Below are 14,656 nucleotides of genomic sequence, written 5' to 3'. Positions count from 1 at the left end.
CAAGCCCGGTGAGGAGCTGGCCAGCGGCGCCGAGCGGCTACTCCCGCTGCCTCCGCTGTCGGCCAGCGAGGATGTCGGCGTCTTCGGCGATTTTCTCGGTGTGCCAACGGTGTTCTGGTTCTGGGGCGGCGTCACCCAGGACGTGTTCAACGAGGCGCTCAGCCGGGGCGAGCTGCCGCCCACGAATCATGCCCCGGAGTTCGCGCCGGTGCTCGAGCCGAGCCTTAAGCCCTGAGTTCGCGGCTGCCGTCGTCCCCCGAAACTCATCGCTAGAACCCCAGCAACTGTGGCAATCCGGCAACCGAATCGATGACATGGTTCGGTTGCATCGCGAATTCGTCTGTGGCCCAACGATCCAACGTGTCCTGGCGGAATTTTCCGGTGCGCACCAGCACACCGGTCATCCCGACTACCTGGGCGGCCAGCACATCGTTGTTGAGGTCGTCACCGACCATGTACATCTCGTCGGGGTCGACACCGAGACGCGCGGCCGACGCCAGGAAGCCCGCCGGCGCCGGCTTGCCGACCGCGGTGGCCTTGCGCCCGGAGGTCTCCTCCATGCCGAGCAGATACATCCCGGTGTCGATGCGCAGGCCCGCGGTGGTGGTCCATGCGGTGCTGCGATGCATCGCCACCACCGGCACACCCTGAGCCATCCACTCGTAGACCCGGCTCAGTGTGCGGTGGCTGTATTCCGGACCGGCCCCGCCGAGCAGGATAACGTCCGGCGCATCGGCACCGCTGTCATCGCGGGAGTCGACGATGTCGATCCCCGTCATGTCAGCGGTGATATCGCCGTTGTTGACCAGGAAGCAGCGCGCGTCGGGATAGTTGGCCCGCACGTAGTCGGCGGTCAGCGCCGCTGCCGTGATCACCTCGTCGGGCCGCACCTCGATCCCGGCCTCCGACAGTGCCGCGGCAATCTGCTGACGGGTGCGCGTCGTGGTGTTCGTCAGATACGAACACGCGACCTGATGGCCGGCGAGCACCGCGAGCGCATCCGCCGCGCCGGGGATCGGCCTCCATGAGGTCACCAACACGCCATCGATGTCGAACAGGACCCCACCGATTGCCATACCGCGACAGTAAACGGCCACCGGTTGGATGCAACTTGGGCCGACGTATCGTCGTGCCATGAGCGGCGGCAATTGGACTGCGGGCAACGTCCCAGCACAGGACGGGCGCGTCGCCGTCATCACCGGTGCCAACTCCGGTATCGGCTACGAGACCGCGGCGGTCCTCGCGGCCCGCGACCAGATCCTGGCCGCCACCCCGGGTGCCGACATCAGCGTCACGCAACTCGACCTGACGTCACTGGATTCGGTGCGCGCCGCGGCCGACGCGCCGCGTATGGCGCACCCGCGGATCGATCCGCTGATCAACAACGCCGGCGTCATGTGGACACCGAAGGAGACCACCAAGGACGGTTTCGGCGAGCAGCGCGGCAATCCCACGCTCGTGCAGTCCAGTTCGCAATCCCACGACCGCGAGGTTCGGCAGCGGTTGTGGACGGTCTCGGAGGAGCTGACCGGCGTGAGCTTCGGAGTCTGATGCGCACCGTCGAGGAACACCAGCGGGTCGTCGCCGACCTGATCTCCGCGCGTGCGGCGCAGACGGTCGGGCTGGCCGATGCCGCGGGGCTGGCTCTGGCCGCGGACGTGACGGCCCCGCTGTCGCTGCCGGTGTTCGACAACTCGGCGATGGACGGTTACGCGGTGCACGCCGAAGACGTCGCGGGCGCCGACACCACACCGGTGAAATTGCCTGTCGCCGAAGATATTCCGGCCGGACGCATCGATACACTGACGTTGGCGGTGGGCACCGCGCACCGGATCATGACCGGTGCGCCACTACCGGTGGGTGCGACGGCGGTGGTGCCGGTCGAGGCTACCGACGCACGAGTCGACGTCGTCGAGATCCGCTCGGCACCCAAGGCCGGCCAACACATCCGCCACGCCGGTGAGGACGTGACCGCGGGGACGACGGTGCTGCAGACCGGACATGTGGTCACCCCGGCCGCTCTGGGGCTGGCCGCCGCACTCGGTCTGGGTTCGCTGACGGTGCGACCACGCCAGCGCGTGCTGGTGATGTCGACGGGTACCGAGCTGGTGTCGGCAGGCACCGAACTTCAGCCGGGCCAGATCTACGAATCCAACGCCATCATGCTGGCCGCCGCGGTCCGCGAGGCCGGCGGCGAGGTGGTCGCGACCCCGACGTCCAGTGATGACGTCACCCAGTTCAGTTCCGTGCTCGAGGGCTTCGCCGGCCGAGCCGATCTGATCATCACGACCGGCGGGGTCAGCGCCGGCGCCTACGAGGTGGTTAAGGACGCCTTTGCTGGGGGTGCTGTGGAGTTCGTCAAGGTCGCCATGCAGCCGGGGATGCCGCAGGGTGCCGGACGTATCAACGGCTGCCCGATCATCACGCTGCCCGGCAACCCGGTGAGCGCGCTGGTGTCCTTCGAGGTGTTCGTCCGCCCGGCCCTGCGCACCGCGATGGGGCTGCCGCACCCGCACCGGCCGCGGCGCACCGCGGTGCTCGCCGACAGCCTGACCTCGCCGAAGGGCAAGCGCCAGTTCCGACGCGGGGTGTATGACGCGGGGGCGGGCACCGTGACCACCTACGGGCCGCCGGCCTCCCATCATCTGCGCTGGCTGGCCTCGGCGAACTGCCTGCTGGAGATCGCTGAGGACGTCACTGAAATGTCCGCGGGCGAGCAGGTGCAGCTATGGGACCTGTCGTAGGCCGCTGCCCGTAGAATCGTCGCCGATGGCCAGACGCCCCCGCACGTCCGAAGCAACACATCTGCTCGATCTCGTTCGCTCCACCGTGCCTCCGATGCACCCGGCGGGCCTACCGTTCGTCGGTGCCAGCCTGGCGGTCGCCGCGCTGGGCCGCCGCCGTCGTTGGGTCCGTACCGCAGGTCTGGCGGCCGCAGGCGCCAACGCCGCGTTCTTCCGCCACCCGCACCGCGTGCCGCCGACCCGCCCCGGCGTGGTGGTCTCACCGGCCGATGGGCAGGTCTGCCTGGTCGAGACCGCGGTGCCGCCCGCCGAGCTCGGTCTGCCGGCCGAGCCGCTGCCACGGATCAGCATCTTCCTGTCGGTGTTCGACGCCCACGTTCAGCGCGCCCCGGTCGCCGGCGAGGTGACCGCGGTGCACTACCGGCCCGGCAAGTTCCTCTCGGCCGATCTGCCCGCCGCCAGCGCCGACAACGAACGCAACAGCATCGTCATCCGCACCCCCGAGGGTGCCGAGGTGGTGGCCGTACAGATCGCGGGCCTGGTAGCCCGGCGCATCGTGTGTGAGGTCCACCCCGGCGACACAGTGGCGATCGGCGACACCTACGGCCTGATCCGGTTCGGTTCCCGACTGGACACCTATCTGCCGGTAGGCAGCACGTTGTTGGTGTCCCCCGGCCAGCGCGCGGTGGCCGGCGAGACGGTGTTGGCGCAACTTCCGTGATCAAACCCGGGCGCCCGGCCGCCATGCGCATCCTGCCCAGCGCGACGACGGTACTGGCGATCTGCGCGGGGCTGACCTCGATCAAGTTCGCGCTGGACGGGCGCCCCCACATCGCTCTGGCGTTGATCGGGGCCGCCGCAGTGCTCGACGGTATCGACGGCGGCATCGCCCGCGCCCTGGACGCACAGTCCCGCATGGGCGCCGAGATCGACTCGCTTGCCGACGCGGTGAACTTCGGTGTCGCGCCCGCGTTGGTCATCTACGTGACGTTGCTGCCGACCTCACCGGTCGGCTGGATCTTTGCGCTGCTCTACGCCGTGTGCATCGTGTTGCGACTGGCCCGGTTCAACGCACTGCTCGACGATGACACTCGGCCGGCCTACACGCGGCAGTACTTCACCGGCATGCCGGCACCGTGCGGGGCGGTCGGGGTGGTCGGCCTGCTCGCGGCGATGCTGCAGTTCGGTCACGGCTGGTGGACCTCACCGTGGTTCGTCTGCTTCTGGTTCGCCGCGAATGCCACCCTGTTGATCAGCCGGGTGCCGACGCTGGCACTCAAGTCGGTGAAGATGCCGGCAAACGCCGCCCCGATCCTGCTGATCCTGATCGCCGCCGCTGCGGCAGCGCTGCTGCTGTTCCCGTACATCCTGGTGCTGCTGATCATCGCGGGCTACGTGTGCATCATCCCGTTCACGATCCGCAGCCAGCGGTGGGTCGCCGCCCGGCCGGAGGCATGGAACGACGAACCCAAACAGCGGCGTGCGGCGCGACGGGCGGACCGCCGCGGCCAGCCGAACCGCCGTTCGGTGACGCGCCTCGGCCTGCGCAAGCCCGGTCGCTGATATGGCGCCGACGGCCCTCGCGCTGACCGCACGGCTGAACACCTCGGCGCTGGATTCCCGTCGCGGCGTGGTGCGCCTGCATCCCGAGGCCATCGCCGCCCTCGGCATTCGGGAGTGGGATGCAGTGTCTCTCACGGGTTCTCGTACCACCGCCGCCGTTGCCGGGATCGCACCGGCCGATACCCCGGCCGGCACCGCGCTGCTCGACGATGTGACGTTGTCCAACGCCGGCCTGCGCGAGGACACCACGGTGCTGATCGCGCCGGTCACCGTGCACGGCGCACGCTCGGTCACCCTGCGCGGCTCCACCCTGACCACCCAATCGGTGTCGTCGGCGACGCTGCGGCAGGCGCTGCTGGGCAAGGTACTCACGGTCGGTGACACGGTGTCGCTGCTGCCGCGCGATCTGGGCCCTGGTACGTCGACCACCCCGGCCAGCTCCGCGCTGACGTCCTCGGTCGGCATCACCTGGACGTCGGAATTGCTGACGGTCACCGGCACCGATCCGGCCGGACCGGTGAGCGTACAACCGAATTCGTCGGTCACCTGGGGCGACGGCGTATCGGGTTCTCCAGCCACGGCCCCGGCCGCCGCCGTCAGCGCGCCGATGGTGTGGCCGCAAGCGCCGGCGGTGTCGGTCGACGACCTTAAGGGTCAGCACGTGCAGGCCGGCCGGCTCACCGAATGGCTCAAGCTAGCCCTCGACCAGCCTGAACTGCTGGAAAAGCTCGGTGCCACACCGAATCTCGGTGTGCTGGTCACCGGTCCGGCCGGGGTTGGCAAAGCCATGCTGGTGCGGGCGGTATGCGCCGGACGGCGGCTGGTCGAGCTCGACGGCCCCGACACCGGCGCGCTGGCGGCACAGGATCGGCAGCGCGCTGTGGCGGACACCGTCGACACGGTTATCGGCGGCGGTGGCGTGCTGCTGATCACCGATATCGACGCGCTACTGCCTGCCGCGACTGAACCCGTGTCGGCACTGATCCTGACCGAGCTACGTAAGGCCGTCGCCGCACCCGGGGTGGCACTGGTGGCCACCTCCCAGCAGCCCGATGCGGTGGATCCGCGGCTGCGTGCACCGAATCTCTGCGACCGCGAGCTCGGCCTGAGCCTGCCCGACGGTGCGACCCGCAAGGCGCTGCTGGAGGTGCTGCTGCGCGATGTCCCTGCCGAAGATCTCACCCTCAACGAAATCGGCGAGCGCACACCAGGATTCGTGCGGGCCGATCTGGCTGCCCTGGTCCGGGAAGCGGCGCTGCGGGCGGCCGCCCGCGCGAGCGAGAATGGCAAGCCGCCGGCGCTGACCCAGGAGGATTTCACCGGTGCGTTGACGGTCATCCGCCCACTGTCGCGTTCGGCGACCGAAGAAGTGTCGGTCGGTTCGGTCACCCTCGATGACGTCGGCGACATGATCGAGGTCAAGCAGGCGCTGACCGAGGCGGTGCTGTGGCCGCTGCAGCATCCGGACACCTTCGCCCGGCTCGGCGTCGAGCCACCACGGGGGGTGTTGCTTTACGGCCCGCCAGGTTGCGGTAAGACGTTCGTGGTCCGCGCATTGGCCAGTTCGGGACGGCTGTCGGTGCACGCGGTCAAGGGCGCCGAGCTGATGGACAAGTGGGTCGGCTCCTCGGAGAAGGCTGTTCGTGAATTGTTCCGCCGGGCAAGGGATTCTGCGCCCTCGCTGGTGTTCCTCGATGAGATCGACGCGCTGGTGCCGCGGCGCGGACAGAGCTTCGACTCCGGGGTCACGGACCGGGTGGTCGCGGCGTTGCTGACCGAACTCGACGGTATCGAGCCGCTGCGCGAAGTGGTGGTGCTCGGTGCCACCAACCGCCCGGACCTGATCGACCCGGCGCTGCTGCGCCCGGGACGGCTGGAGAAGCTGGTGTTCGTCGAACCGCCGGACTCCGACGCACGGCGCGAAATCCTGCGCACGGCAGGTAAATCGGTGCCATTGTCGCCTGAAGTCGATCTCGACGCACTGGCCGGGGATCTGGACGGGTACAGCGCAGCCGACTGTGTGGCGCTGCTGCGCGAGGCCGCATTGACCGCGATGCGCCGCTCGATCGACGCGGCCGATGTCACCGCTGACGATGTGGCCAAGGCCCGCGAGGCGGTGCGGCCGTCGCTGGATCCGGCTCAGGTGGAGTCGCTGCGCGCTTTTGCCGCAAACCGGTGAGCCGGGCGTCCACAATCAGACTCCGGTCGACATCGTGCCGATCTACTTCGGCACGTCGAACCCGGCCGTCAATGCCGTCCAAACGGTGACCTATCTGCAGCGCTAGGCCGAGCTCACCCGGCAGGGGCCGTCAACAAGGCCCGGACGGACTCCGCGAGATCGGCCTCCACCCACGGTGGCATCGCATCATCGCGCGCGTGGCGCCGCACCACCGCGCAGGGCAAGTCGACCACCGCCCTGGTGACGGCGTCGATGCTGCGGTCGTCGCCGCGCCCGTACAACTGGAGTGCCAGCTCAGCCACCCGGTCGACGAGCGGCGCGTTCATGGCCGCCACCATCGCACTGAACTCCGGGTCGGGTTCGGCGTCGCGCAGATCACCGGGCCGCATGGTCACCAGCAGGCGGGCATCCTCGGTGAAGTCCGTTGCGAAGCCGACCGCTGCCACGGCCATCTGGACGGCGACCTCCACCGGATCTGAACCAGACGCGGCCATCGCGCGGGCCTGGAAGCGCTGGAGCGCACGCAGCCAGACCGCCGTCATCACACCGTCGCGATTGCCGAATCGGTGATACAGCGTGCCCACCGGCGCACCGCTGGCCTTGGCTATTGCCGCGACGCCGGCCGCCCGTGGTCCTTCGGTCAGCACCAGCCTGCGGGCCGCATCCAGGATCGCGTCGGTTTCGTGCTTCCGCGGTGGCGCCATGAACTAGTACAGTCCTCCTATATAGAACCCTTATCCTATATCGATGAGCGTGCCACAACCGTCCCCGCTGGGCGGCCTTTCCCGGCGTCAAGGGCACGATCTACCGCGCCCTGGTCATCGGATCCGGCGGACACCGAAGTGCCGTACGGGCAATACTGAAACATATTGCCGCTCAGGCTATTTCATATCCAGTGACCGTAGTCTGAGCACTACGGCGGACTAACCGGAAAATCTGCGAGGCGGTCAACCCCGTAGACTGGGACAAGGACATAGCCGAAAACCTTAGGCTGACACCCCGACCGACCGCCCCAGATCGGAGTGCCGTGCTCGTCATCTTGATCGCGCATGCGATCGCCGCCGCCGTGGCGCCGGCGCTCGTGCACCGATGGGGACGGCTGGCCTTCTATCCGCTGGCGCTTGTCCCGGCGGCGTCGCTGATCTGGGTAGCACTCAATTGGCCGCACGGCAGCCAACCCGCCGAAGTTGACATCCCGTGGGTGCCCGAGCTGTCGATGAACATCACGCTGCGCTTCGACACCTTGACCGCGATCATGAGCGTGCTGGTGCTGGGTATCGGCGCACTGGTGCTGTTCTACTGCACGGAGTATTTCCACCACCGCGACGGCCACATCGAGAACCGGCTGCCGAGTTTCGCCGCTGAACTCGTGGCGTTCTCCGGTGCCATGTTCGGCCTCGTCATCAGCGACAACATGCTGCTGCTCTACACGTTCTGGGAGCTGACGACGGTACTGTCGTTCCTGCTCGTCGGGCATTACGCCGAGCGAGCCACCAGCCGTCGGGCCGCGATGCAGGCCCTATTGGTGACCACCGCGGGCGGGCTGGCGATGCTGGTCGGCATCGTCATCCTCGGCCACACCGCAGGTACCTACCTGCTCTCCGAACTGGTCGCCAACCCTCCGCATGGCACGGCGGCGGCCGTCGCTGTCGTCCTGGTGATCATCGGCGCGCTCTCCAAATCGGCGATCGTGCCGTTCCATTTCTGGCTGCCCGGCGCTATGGCCGCCCCGACCCCGGTCAGCGCCTACCTGCACGCGGCCGCCATGGTGAAGGCCGGCGTCTATCTGATCGCACGGCTGGCCCCCGGCTTCGCCGACTCACCGGGCTGGCGACCCACGGTCATCACCTTGGGTGTGGTGACCATGCTGTTGGCCGGCTGGCGCGCGGTCCGCGAATACGACCTCAAGCTGATACTCGCGTTCGGCACGGTCAGCCAGCTCGGCTTCATCACCGTGATGGTGGGCGGCGGCGGGCAGGACATGATGCTGGCCGGGCTGGCCATCTTGTGCGCGCACGCGCTGTTCAAGGCGACGCTGTTCATGGTCGTCGGCGTCATCGATCATTCCACCGGCACCCGCGACATCCGCCGACTGGCGTGGCTGGGCCATCGCATGCCCGGGTTGTTCATCATCGCCGCCGGGGCCACCGCCAGCATGGCCGCGCTGCCGCCGTTCCTGGGTTTCGTGGCTAAGGAGGCCGACTTCGAGTCAATCGCCCATAGCGAATCGCTGGGCGCCTGGGCCCCGGTGGTGCTCGCCGGCGTGGTGATCGGTTCGGTCTTCACCACCATCTATGCGTTACGTTTCCTGTGGGGTGCGTTCGCGCGCAAGGGTTCTCAGAGCCCGACGACCCTGGTGGCCAACCTGCACCGACCGCCGGCCGCGTTCCTGGCGCCGCCGGCGGTGCTGGCCGCGGCCGGACTGTTCTTCGGTGTGGTGCCCAGCTACCTTGACACCGCGCTCGACGGTTACGCCGGCGCGATGCCCGCCGCGGGTGCCGACGATGGCCACTACACGCTGGCGCTGTGGCACGGTGTCAATCTGGCGCTGATTCTCTCGGCACTCGTACTGACGGTCGGCATCGCGGCCTTCTTCAGCCGCGAACGCCTGCGTCGCGTGGGGCTGGGCTCCTGGCTGCCACTGGGTAATGCCGACCGGATCTACGACGCGGTCATCCGCGGTGCCGACGTCGCGTCGGTCCGGCTCACCGCGGTCACGCAGCGAGGATCCATTCCGGTCACCCAATCGGTGATCCTGGCGACGCTGGTGTTGTTCCCGGTGGCGGTGCTGACGTTCGGAGCCCGGGACCAGCCGCAGTTCCGGCTGTGGGATTCGCTGGTCCAGCCGGTGGTCGGCGTGCTCATCGTGGCCGCGGCGGTCGCTGCCACCATCCTGCGCAACCGGCTGGCCGCGGTGCTGCTGGTCGGTATCACCGGCTACGGCTGCGGGGCGATCTTCGCCTTCCACGGTGCCCCCGACCTGGCGTTGACGCAGTTCCTGGTCGAGACGCTGACGCTGGTCATCTTCGTGCTGGTGTTGCGCACCCTGCCCGCCGAGGCCGAGGAAGCCAAACGGCACCGGCTGCCCCGCGTCGCGCTGGCGCTGGCCGTCGGCGCCACCGTCACCACGCTGGCGGTGTTCGCGATGGCCGCCCGCGCCGGCACCCCGATCGCCGATCTGCTGCCGGATGCCGCCTATTACCGCGGCCACGGTGCCAACACCGTCAACGTGCTGCTGGTCGACATCCGAGCCTGGGACACCCTCGGCGAGATCTCGGTCCTAGTCGCGGCCGCCACCGGCGTCGCGTCGCTGGTGTTCCGCAACCGCCGGTTCGGCGCGGCACCGCGGGTGTCCGACGCCGGCCACCCCGCTATCGGACTGCTGCCCTCCGCGGTCTACAGCCCGGCCGTCGGCGACACCACCTGGCTGCGGGGCAGCGAACTGGGCGACCCGCGCAATCGCTCCCTGGTGCTCGAGGTCGCCACCCGGCTGATCTTCCCGCTGATCATGGTGCTGTCGGTGTACTTCTTCTTCACCGGGCACAACACCCCCGGCGGCGGGTTCGCCGGCGGGTTGACCGCCGGCCTGGCGCTGGTGCTGCGGTACCTGGCGGGTGGGCGCTACGAACTCGGCGAGACGCTGCCGCTGGACGCCGGCAAGATCCTTGGCGCCGGGCTGGCACTGTCAGCCGGAACCGCCGTCGGCTCGATGCTGTTGGGTGCGCCCGCGCTGTCCTCGGCCGTGATCACCCTGCACGTGCCGCTGCTGGGCACGGTGAAGTTCGTGACCGCGCTGTTCTTCGACCTCGGGGTGTACCTAATCGTCGTGGGTCTTGTACTCGACGTGTTGCGCAGCCTCGGCGCTCGCATCGACGAGGAGCTCGCCGCCACGCGCCCGAAGATCAGGACCAGAGTGTCATGACCGTCTACCTAGTTCCCCTCGTCATCATCGGCGCACTCACCAGTTGTGGTGTCTACCTGTTACTTTCGCGCAACCTGACTCGGATGCTGCTGGGTCTGCTCCTGGTCGGCAACGCCATCAACCTGCTGATCCTGACCGTCGGCGGCGAAAGCGGGAACCCGCCTATCCGCGGGCGAACCAGCGGCGCGGAAACCACGACAGCGGACCCGCTGGCCCAGGGCATGATCCTGACCGCGATCGTCATCGCGATGGGGATCGCGGCATTCGTGCTCGCGCTCACCTATCGCTCGTTCCGGTTGACCACCCAGGAGGAAGTGGATACCGACCCCGAGGACGCCCGGGTGTCGAAGTTCGCCGACGACGAGGCGTCCTTCATCGACGAAGACGCCCCGCAGCACATCCCGGACCGCGACACCGACGAGCCCGACGAATTGGACGCGCTGCCCGGGCATGAGGGGTCACGATGACCCTCGCGGGCGTGCTGATGCCGCTACCGGTGCTGATCCCGTTGGTGTCGGCGGCGCTGACGTTGATCGCCGGGCGCCGGCCGCGGCTGCAACGGCTGATCGCGCTGGTGGCGCTGACCGCCGTGGTGGCGGTGTGTGCGGTGCTGCTCTACCTCGCCGACCGCGACGGCACCCAGGCGCTGCAAGTCGGCGGCTGGGGTCCGACCGACGCGGGCCTCGGACCGCTGGGCATCACGCTGGTGGCCGACCGGCTCTCGGCACTGATGCTGGTGGTGTCGGCGATCGTGCTGCTGGCGGTGGTGTTCTACGCGATCGGGCAGGGCATCCGCGACGGCGACGAGCATCAGCCGGTGTCGATCTTCCTGCCCACCTACCTGGTGCTCTCAGCCGGTGTGTGCACGGCGTTCCTGGCCGGTGACCTGTTCAACCTGTACGTCGGGTTCGAGGTGCTGCTTACGGCGAGCTTCGTGCTGTTGACCATCGGGGCCAGTAAGGAACGGGTGCGTGCCGGCATCTCCTACGTGATGGTGTCGATGGTGTCGTCGCTGATCTTCCTGATCGGCCTGGCCCTGATCTACGCCGCCACCGGGACCCTGAACATGGCCGAGCTGTCACTGCTGCTGCAGGACATCAGCGGCGGCACGCGGAGCGCGATCTTCGCCGTTCTGCTGGTGGCGTTCGGCATCAAGGCCGCGGTCTTCCCGCTGTCGGCCTGGCTGCCGGATTCCTATCCGACGGCGCCGGCGCCGGTGACCGCGGTGTTCGCCGGCCTGCTGACCAAAGTCGGTGTGTACGCGATCATCCGGGCGCATGCGCTGTTGTTCCCGGCCGGCGGGCTGGACAACGTGCTGCTGGTGGCTGCACTGCTGACGATGCTCGTCGGCATCCTCGGCGCGATCGCCCAGAACGACATCAAGCGGCTGCTGTCGTTCACCCTCGTCAGCCATATCGGCTACATGGTGTTCGGCGTCGCGCTGGCCAGCCGGCTGGGCATGTCCGGGGCGATCTACTACGTCGCCCACCACATCATCGTGCAGACCACCTTGTTCCTGGTCGTCGGGCTGATCGAGCGCCAGGCCGGTGCGTCCACGCTGCGGCGGCTGGGCGGGCTGGCCGCAGCCAGCCCGCTGCTGGCCTTCGTCTTCCTGGTTCCGGCGTTGAATCTCGGCGGTATCCCGCCCTTCTCGGGCTTCATCGGGAAAGTGGCCTTGCTGGAAGCCGGTACCGCCAATGGCTCGGTGCTGGCCTGGCTGCTGGTCGCCGGTTCGGTGGTGACCAGCCTGCTGACGCTCTACGTGGTGGCGCGGGTGTGGACCAAGGCATTTTGGCGGTCCCGGGTCGATGCACCCGAGGGTGAGCTGGCGGACTCCGCGCCATCAGTGCTGCTCGACGACTACTCGGCCGATGTCGCCTTCGACGACCGCGATGACGTCGGCCGGATGCCGATCGGAATGGTCGCTCCGACAATGGCTTTGATCGCCGTCGGGGTGGCGCTGACGGTGGCCGCCGGGCCGATCTTCGGCTACACCGACCGGGCCGCCAGCGAGGTACTGGACCGCAACCAATACATCACCGCAGTGTTGGGGAACCCGGAGATGAGTCCGCGATGAGGACGTGGACCCTACGGATCTGGACGCTGGTGTGGTTGACGCTGGTGTGGCTGCTGCTGTGGGGCACGGTGTCGGTGGCCAATGTGCTGTCCGGTGTGGTTGTGGCGCTGGCGATCACGCTGCTGCTGCCGCTGCCGTCGGTCCCCGTCCAGGGCCGGTTGCATCCGCTGTCGCTGCTGTGGTTGGTGCTGCGGGTGGCGTGGTGGCTGGCGCAGTCCTCGGTGCAGGTGGCCTGGCTGGCGATCCGGCCGGGACGCCCGCCGCTGTCGGCGGTGTTGCGCGGACATCTGGCGTTGAAATCCGATCTGGTGCTAGCGCTGGCGGTCAACATCATGAACCTCACCCCGGGCACGATCGTCCTCGAAATCGACCAGGCCCGGCGACTGGTCTATGTCCACGTTGTTGACGTCGGAAACGAGCGCGCGGTCGGTCGGTTCTACCGGCAGGTCGCCGAGCTGGAACGGATGATGATCGCCGCGTTCGAACGCGACTCCGAATGGCGGCCCGCGGCAAGCGAATCCGAGGAGGTCTCGTGAAGGTTCAGCGAGGAGTGACGGCGGATCGCGCATGACAGTGGTGTGGGTTCTCTCCGGCGTGATGCTGGTGGCCGCGGCCGCGGTGACGATGATCCGGTTGCTGATGGGCCCCAGCACGCTGGACCGGCTGGTCGCCGTCGACACACTGGTGGCGGTGACGATGTGCGGTGTCGGCACCTGGGCAGCGTTCAGCCTGGACACCACCGTCACCTACAGCCTGGCCGCGCTGTCGTTGATCAGCTTCGTCGGCTCGGTCAGTGTGGCCCGGTTCCGCGTGCCCGACCTCGCCGGCAAATCGACCGGACAGGAGACCGACGTATGACCGCACTCGATCTGGCGGCCGGTGTCCTGGTGCTCGGCGGTTCGGCGTTTGCGTTAACCGCGGCCGTCGGCGTGCTGCGGTTTCCCGACACGCTGACGCGCATGCACGCCGCGACCAAACCACAGGTCTTGGGACTGTTGTTGGTGCTCGCCGGTGCGACGATCCGGCTGTCCGGCACCATCGATGCCGGCATGCTCGTGCTGACGGCGATGTTCACCCTTATCACCGCGCCGGTGGTGGCGCACCGGGTGGGACAGCTGGCCTACCGTGAGCAGAACATCCGCGACGATCTGACCGTCGATGAGATGCGCGACGATACCGCGAGAGCGAAGCCCAATCCGTGAGCCGAACCGATGAGGTGTTCTACTCCGCCGAAGGGCTGGCTCGCCGTCAGGAACGGATGGCGCAGGCGCGCCGTGCGGCCGCCGAGGCAGGCGGTCCGGAACTGCCCGACGTCACGCGGCTGTGGTACCTGGAGGCTCGCACCGCTCTGAGCCCCACTCGGACCGGACTGGCTCGCATGAGCAGCTGAACACCCAGCGTTGAGGCCACGATCCGGTGACATCGCCGCAGCCCAACGGGCCTGCGCTGACGGCGTCGATCCTGCGGCGAGTGCTACCTCACATCGGGAAAACGCACGCTCACTGCAGACTCGACGTGGAAATCCCTACTCGTCGTCGCCGTTCGCGATCTGGAATTCGACCATGGCCGTAACGGTTTCGATGGCGTCGGTCAGCGCATCGACCCGCCCGGACAGCGTCGGCGCGGCCAGCACCGCGTAGCGGTCGGCCTGCCCCATCGGCACGCGGGCGGCGAGTGCGTAGATGTGCAGCGACGGATTATCGGCGATCTCCGGCTCGACGGCCAAGGCATCAAAGCGTAAACGGCCACCGCGCGTTGCCAAGATGCGCTCGAACAGCACCAAGATCTTGTCGATGACAACGCCGATCCGCTCCGGCGTCACCGCCGGTCCGGGTTCGTCGGGCCAGGGTTCGACGACGGCCCGTGGATACGGTTCGTCGCTCAGCCATTCGAGCACGCGGATACGTTCACCAACAACAGCTTTCAGCTCGTACTGGCCCATCCCGTGGTCGGCATACTCGGTGATGCGGGCCAGCGCGCCGACATCACTGCGCGCGTCCCCGCCACCGACCTCCCGGCCCTGGGTGATCAGGACGACACCGAACGTCGGGTCGGTCATCGCCAGGCAGTCAGCCACCAGTTGCGAGTACCGCGGTTCAAAGATCCGCAGTGGCAACGACTCCCCCGGCAGCAGCGCCGACTGCAGCGGGAACATCGGTTGGCCGGCCATG

14 protein-coding genes and 2 pseudogenes are annotated in these 14,656 nt (G+C 68.2%); 13 read left to right on the top strand and 3 right to left on the bottom strand.

The features are described 5' to 3' along the window. Positions 1-25 precede the first annotated feature (25 nt). Positions 26-235: pseudogene (locus G6N13_RS25875) on the top strand (amidohydrolase); the annotation flags it as partial. Positions 236-269: 34 nt separating this feature from the next. Here G6N13_RS25875 and G6N13_RS10850 read toward each other — a convergent pair. Beyond that, on the bottom strand, positions 270-1,076 hold the full coding sequence (locus G6N13_RS10850) for an HAD-IIA family hydrolase (RefSeq protein ID WP_163696934.1): 807 nt from the start codon (positions 1,074-1,076) through the stop codon (positions 270-272). Positions 1,077-1,134: 58 nt separating this feature from the next. Between G6N13_RS10850 and G6N13_RS10845 the strand changes: the two are divergent. From G6N13_RS10845 to G6N13_RS10825, 5 genes and pseudogenes are all read left to right on the top strand, one after another. Next, positions 1,135-1,446, top strand: a pseudogene (locus tag G6N13_RS10845) (short-chain dehydrogenase); the annotation flags it as partial. Positions 1,447-1,550: 104 nt separating this feature from the next. Continuing rightward, positions 1,551-2,744: a molybdopterin molybdotransferase MoeA gene (moeA, locus tag G6N13_RS10840; RefSeq protein ID WP_163696929.1), complete on the top strand. Its 1,194-nt coding sequence runs from the start codon at positions 1,551-1,553 to the stop codon at positions 2,742-2,744. A gap of 25 nt (positions 2,745-2,769) precedes the next feature. Beyond that, positions 2,770-3,465 (top strand): phosphatidylserine decarboxylase, encoded by a 696-nt coding sequence (locus G6N13_RS10835; protein ID WP_163696927.1) that lies wholly within the window; start codon positions 2,770-2,772, stop codon positions 3,463-3,465. Positions 3,466-3,488: 23 nt separating this feature from the next. Next, a complete protein-coding gene (locus tag G6N13_RS10830) occupies positions 3,489-4,307 on the top strand; it encodes a CDP-alcohol phosphatidyltransferase family protein (RefSeq protein WP_163701985.1) in 819 nt (272 codons plus the stop codon). A 1-nt stretch (position 4,308) separates the two neighbouring features. Then, on the top strand, positions 4,309-6,486 hold the full coding sequence (locus G6N13_RS10825) for an AAA family ATPase (protein ID WP_163696925.1): 2,178 nt from the start codon (positions 4,309-4,311) through the stop codon (positions 6,484-6,486). A 113-nt stretch (positions 6,487-6,599) separates the two neighbouring features. Here G6N13_RS10825 and G6N13_RS10820 read toward each other — a convergent pair whose 3' ends face one another. Beyond that, positions 6,600-7,190 (bottom strand): TetR/AcrR family transcriptional regulator, encoded by a 591-nt coding sequence (locus G6N13_RS10820; RefSeq protein ID WP_163696923.1) that lies wholly within the window; start codon positions 7,188-7,190, stop codon positions 6,600-6,602. Between the two features lie 323 nt (positions 7,191-7,513). On the opposite strand from G6N13_RS10820, the gene G6N13_RS10815 reads away from it, so the two are divergent. From G6N13_RS10815 to G6N13_RS10785, 7 genes are read left to right on the top strand one after another with little or no spacing between them, the layout of a single operon-like run. Next, on the top strand, positions 7,514-10,408 hold the full coding sequence (locus G6N13_RS10815) for a Na+/H+ antiporter subunit A (RefSeq protein ID WP_163696922.1): 2,895 nt from the start codon (positions 7,514-7,516) through the stop codon (positions 10,406-10,408). Next, complete coding sequence (locus G6N13_RS10810) at positions 10,405-10,875, top strand: Na(+)/H(+) antiporter subunit C (protein ID WP_163696920.1); 471 nt, start codon at positions 10,405-10,407, stop codon at positions 10,873-10,875. The genes G6N13_RS10815 and G6N13_RS10810 overlap by 4 nt, the downstream gene beginning before the upstream one ends. After that, on the top strand, positions 10,872-12,485 hold the full coding sequence (locus G6N13_RS10805; protein ID WP_163696918.1) for a Na+/H+ antiporter subunit D: 1,614 nt from the start codon (positions 10,872-10,874) through the stop codon (positions 12,483-12,485). Before G6N13_RS10810 ends, G6N13_RS10805 begins: the two co-directional genes overlap by 4 nt. Then, positions 12,482-13,021 carry a Na+/H+ antiporter subunit E gene (locus G6N13_RS10800; protein ID WP_163696916.1) on the top strand — a complete coding sequence of 180 codons (540 nt, stop codon included), beginning with the start codon at positions 12,482-12,484 and terminating at the stop codon, positions 13,019-13,021. Before G6N13_RS10805 ends, G6N13_RS10800 begins: the two co-directional genes overlap by 4 nt. Before the next feature lie 31 nt (positions 13,022-13,052). Then, entirely contained in the window at positions 13,053-13,343 is a 291-nt protein-coding gene (locus G6N13_RS10795; protein WP_163696914.1) for a monovalent cation/H+ antiporter complex subunit F, read from the top strand. Next, a complete protein-coding gene (mnhG, locus tag G6N13_RS10790) occupies positions 13,340-13,687 on the top strand; it encodes a monovalent cation/H(+) antiporter subunit G (RefSeq protein WP_163696904.1) in 348 nt (115 codons plus the stop codon). Before G6N13_RS10795 ends, mnhG begins: the two co-directional genes overlap by 4 nt. Beyond that, positions 13,684-13,875, top strand: coding sequence for a hypothetical protein (locus G6N13_RS10785; RefSeq protein WP_163694284.1), 192 nt, complete (start codon positions 13,684-13,686; stop codon positions 13,873-13,875). The genes mnhG and G6N13_RS10785 overlap by 4 nt, the downstream gene beginning before the upstream one ends. Positions 13,876-14,010: 135 nt before the next feature. On the opposite strand, the gene G6N13_RS10780 is transcribed toward G6N13_RS10785, so the two are convergent. Next, positions 14,011-14,655: an LON peptidase substrate-binding domain-containing protein gene (locus G6N13_RS10780; RefSeq protein WP_163696902.1), complete on the bottom strand. Its 645-nt coding sequence runs from the start codon at positions 14,653-14,655 to the stop codon at positions 14,011-14,013. Between the last annotated feature and the right edge of the window lies 1 nt (position 14,656).

This window comes from Mycolicibacterium sarraceniae (assembly GCF_010731875.1).
GTDB classification, from domain to species: Bacteria; Actinomycetota; Actinomycetes; order Mycobacteriales; family Mycobacteriaceae; genus Mycobacterium; species Mycobacterium sarraceniae.
The sequence above is the reverse complement of the archived record's forward strand: the minus strand, read 5'-3'. Positions and strand labels throughout refer to the sequence as shown.

Coding starts and splice junctions, on each gene's coding strand:
- G6N13_RS10850 (WP_163696934.1), bottom strand. CDS start 1,076: ATGGCAATCGGTGGGGTCCTGTTCGACATCGATGGCGTGTTGGTGACC.
- moeA (WP_163696929.1), top strand. CDS start 1,551: ATGCGCACCGTCGAGGAACACCAGCGGGTCGTCGCCGACCTGATCTCC.
- G6N13_RS10835 (WP_163696927.1), top strand. CDS start 2,770: ATGGCCAGACGCCCCCGCACGTCCGAAGCAACACATCTGCTCGATCTC.
- G6N13_RS10830 (WP_163701985.1), top strand. CDS start 3,489: ATGCGCATCCTGCCCAGCGCGACGACGGTACTGGCGATCTGCGCGGGG.
- G6N13_RS10825 (WP_163696925.1), top strand. CDS start 4,309: ATGGCGCCGACGGCCCTCGCGCTGACCGCACGGCTGAACACCTCGGCG.
- G6N13_RS10820 (WP_163696923.1), bottom strand. CDS start 7,190: ATGGCGCCACCGCGGAAGCACGAAACCGACGCGATCCTGGATGCGGCC.
- G6N13_RS10810 (WP_163696920.1), top strand. CDS start 10,405: ATGACCGTCTACCTAGTTCCCCTCGTCATCATCGGCGCACTCACCAGT.
- G6N13_RS10805 (WP_163696918.1), top strand. CDS start 10,872: ATGACCCTCGCGGGCGTGCTGATGCCGCTACCGGTGCTGATCCCGTTG.
- G6N13_RS10800 (WP_163696916.1), top strand. CDS start 12,482: ATGAGGACGTGGACCCTACGGATCTGGACGCTGGTGTGGTTGACGCTG.
- G6N13_RS10795 (WP_163696914.1), top strand. CDS start 13,053: ATGACAGTGGTGTGGGTTCTCTCCGGCGTGATGCTGGTGGCCGCGGCC.
- mnhG (WP_163696904.1), top strand. CDS start 13,340: ATGACCGCACTCGATCTGGCGGCCGGTGTCCTGGTGCTCGGCGGTTCG.
- G6N13_RS10780 (WP_163696902.1), bottom strand. CDS start 14,655: ATGGCCGGCCAACCGATGTTCCCGCTGCAGTCGGCGCTGCTGCCGGGG.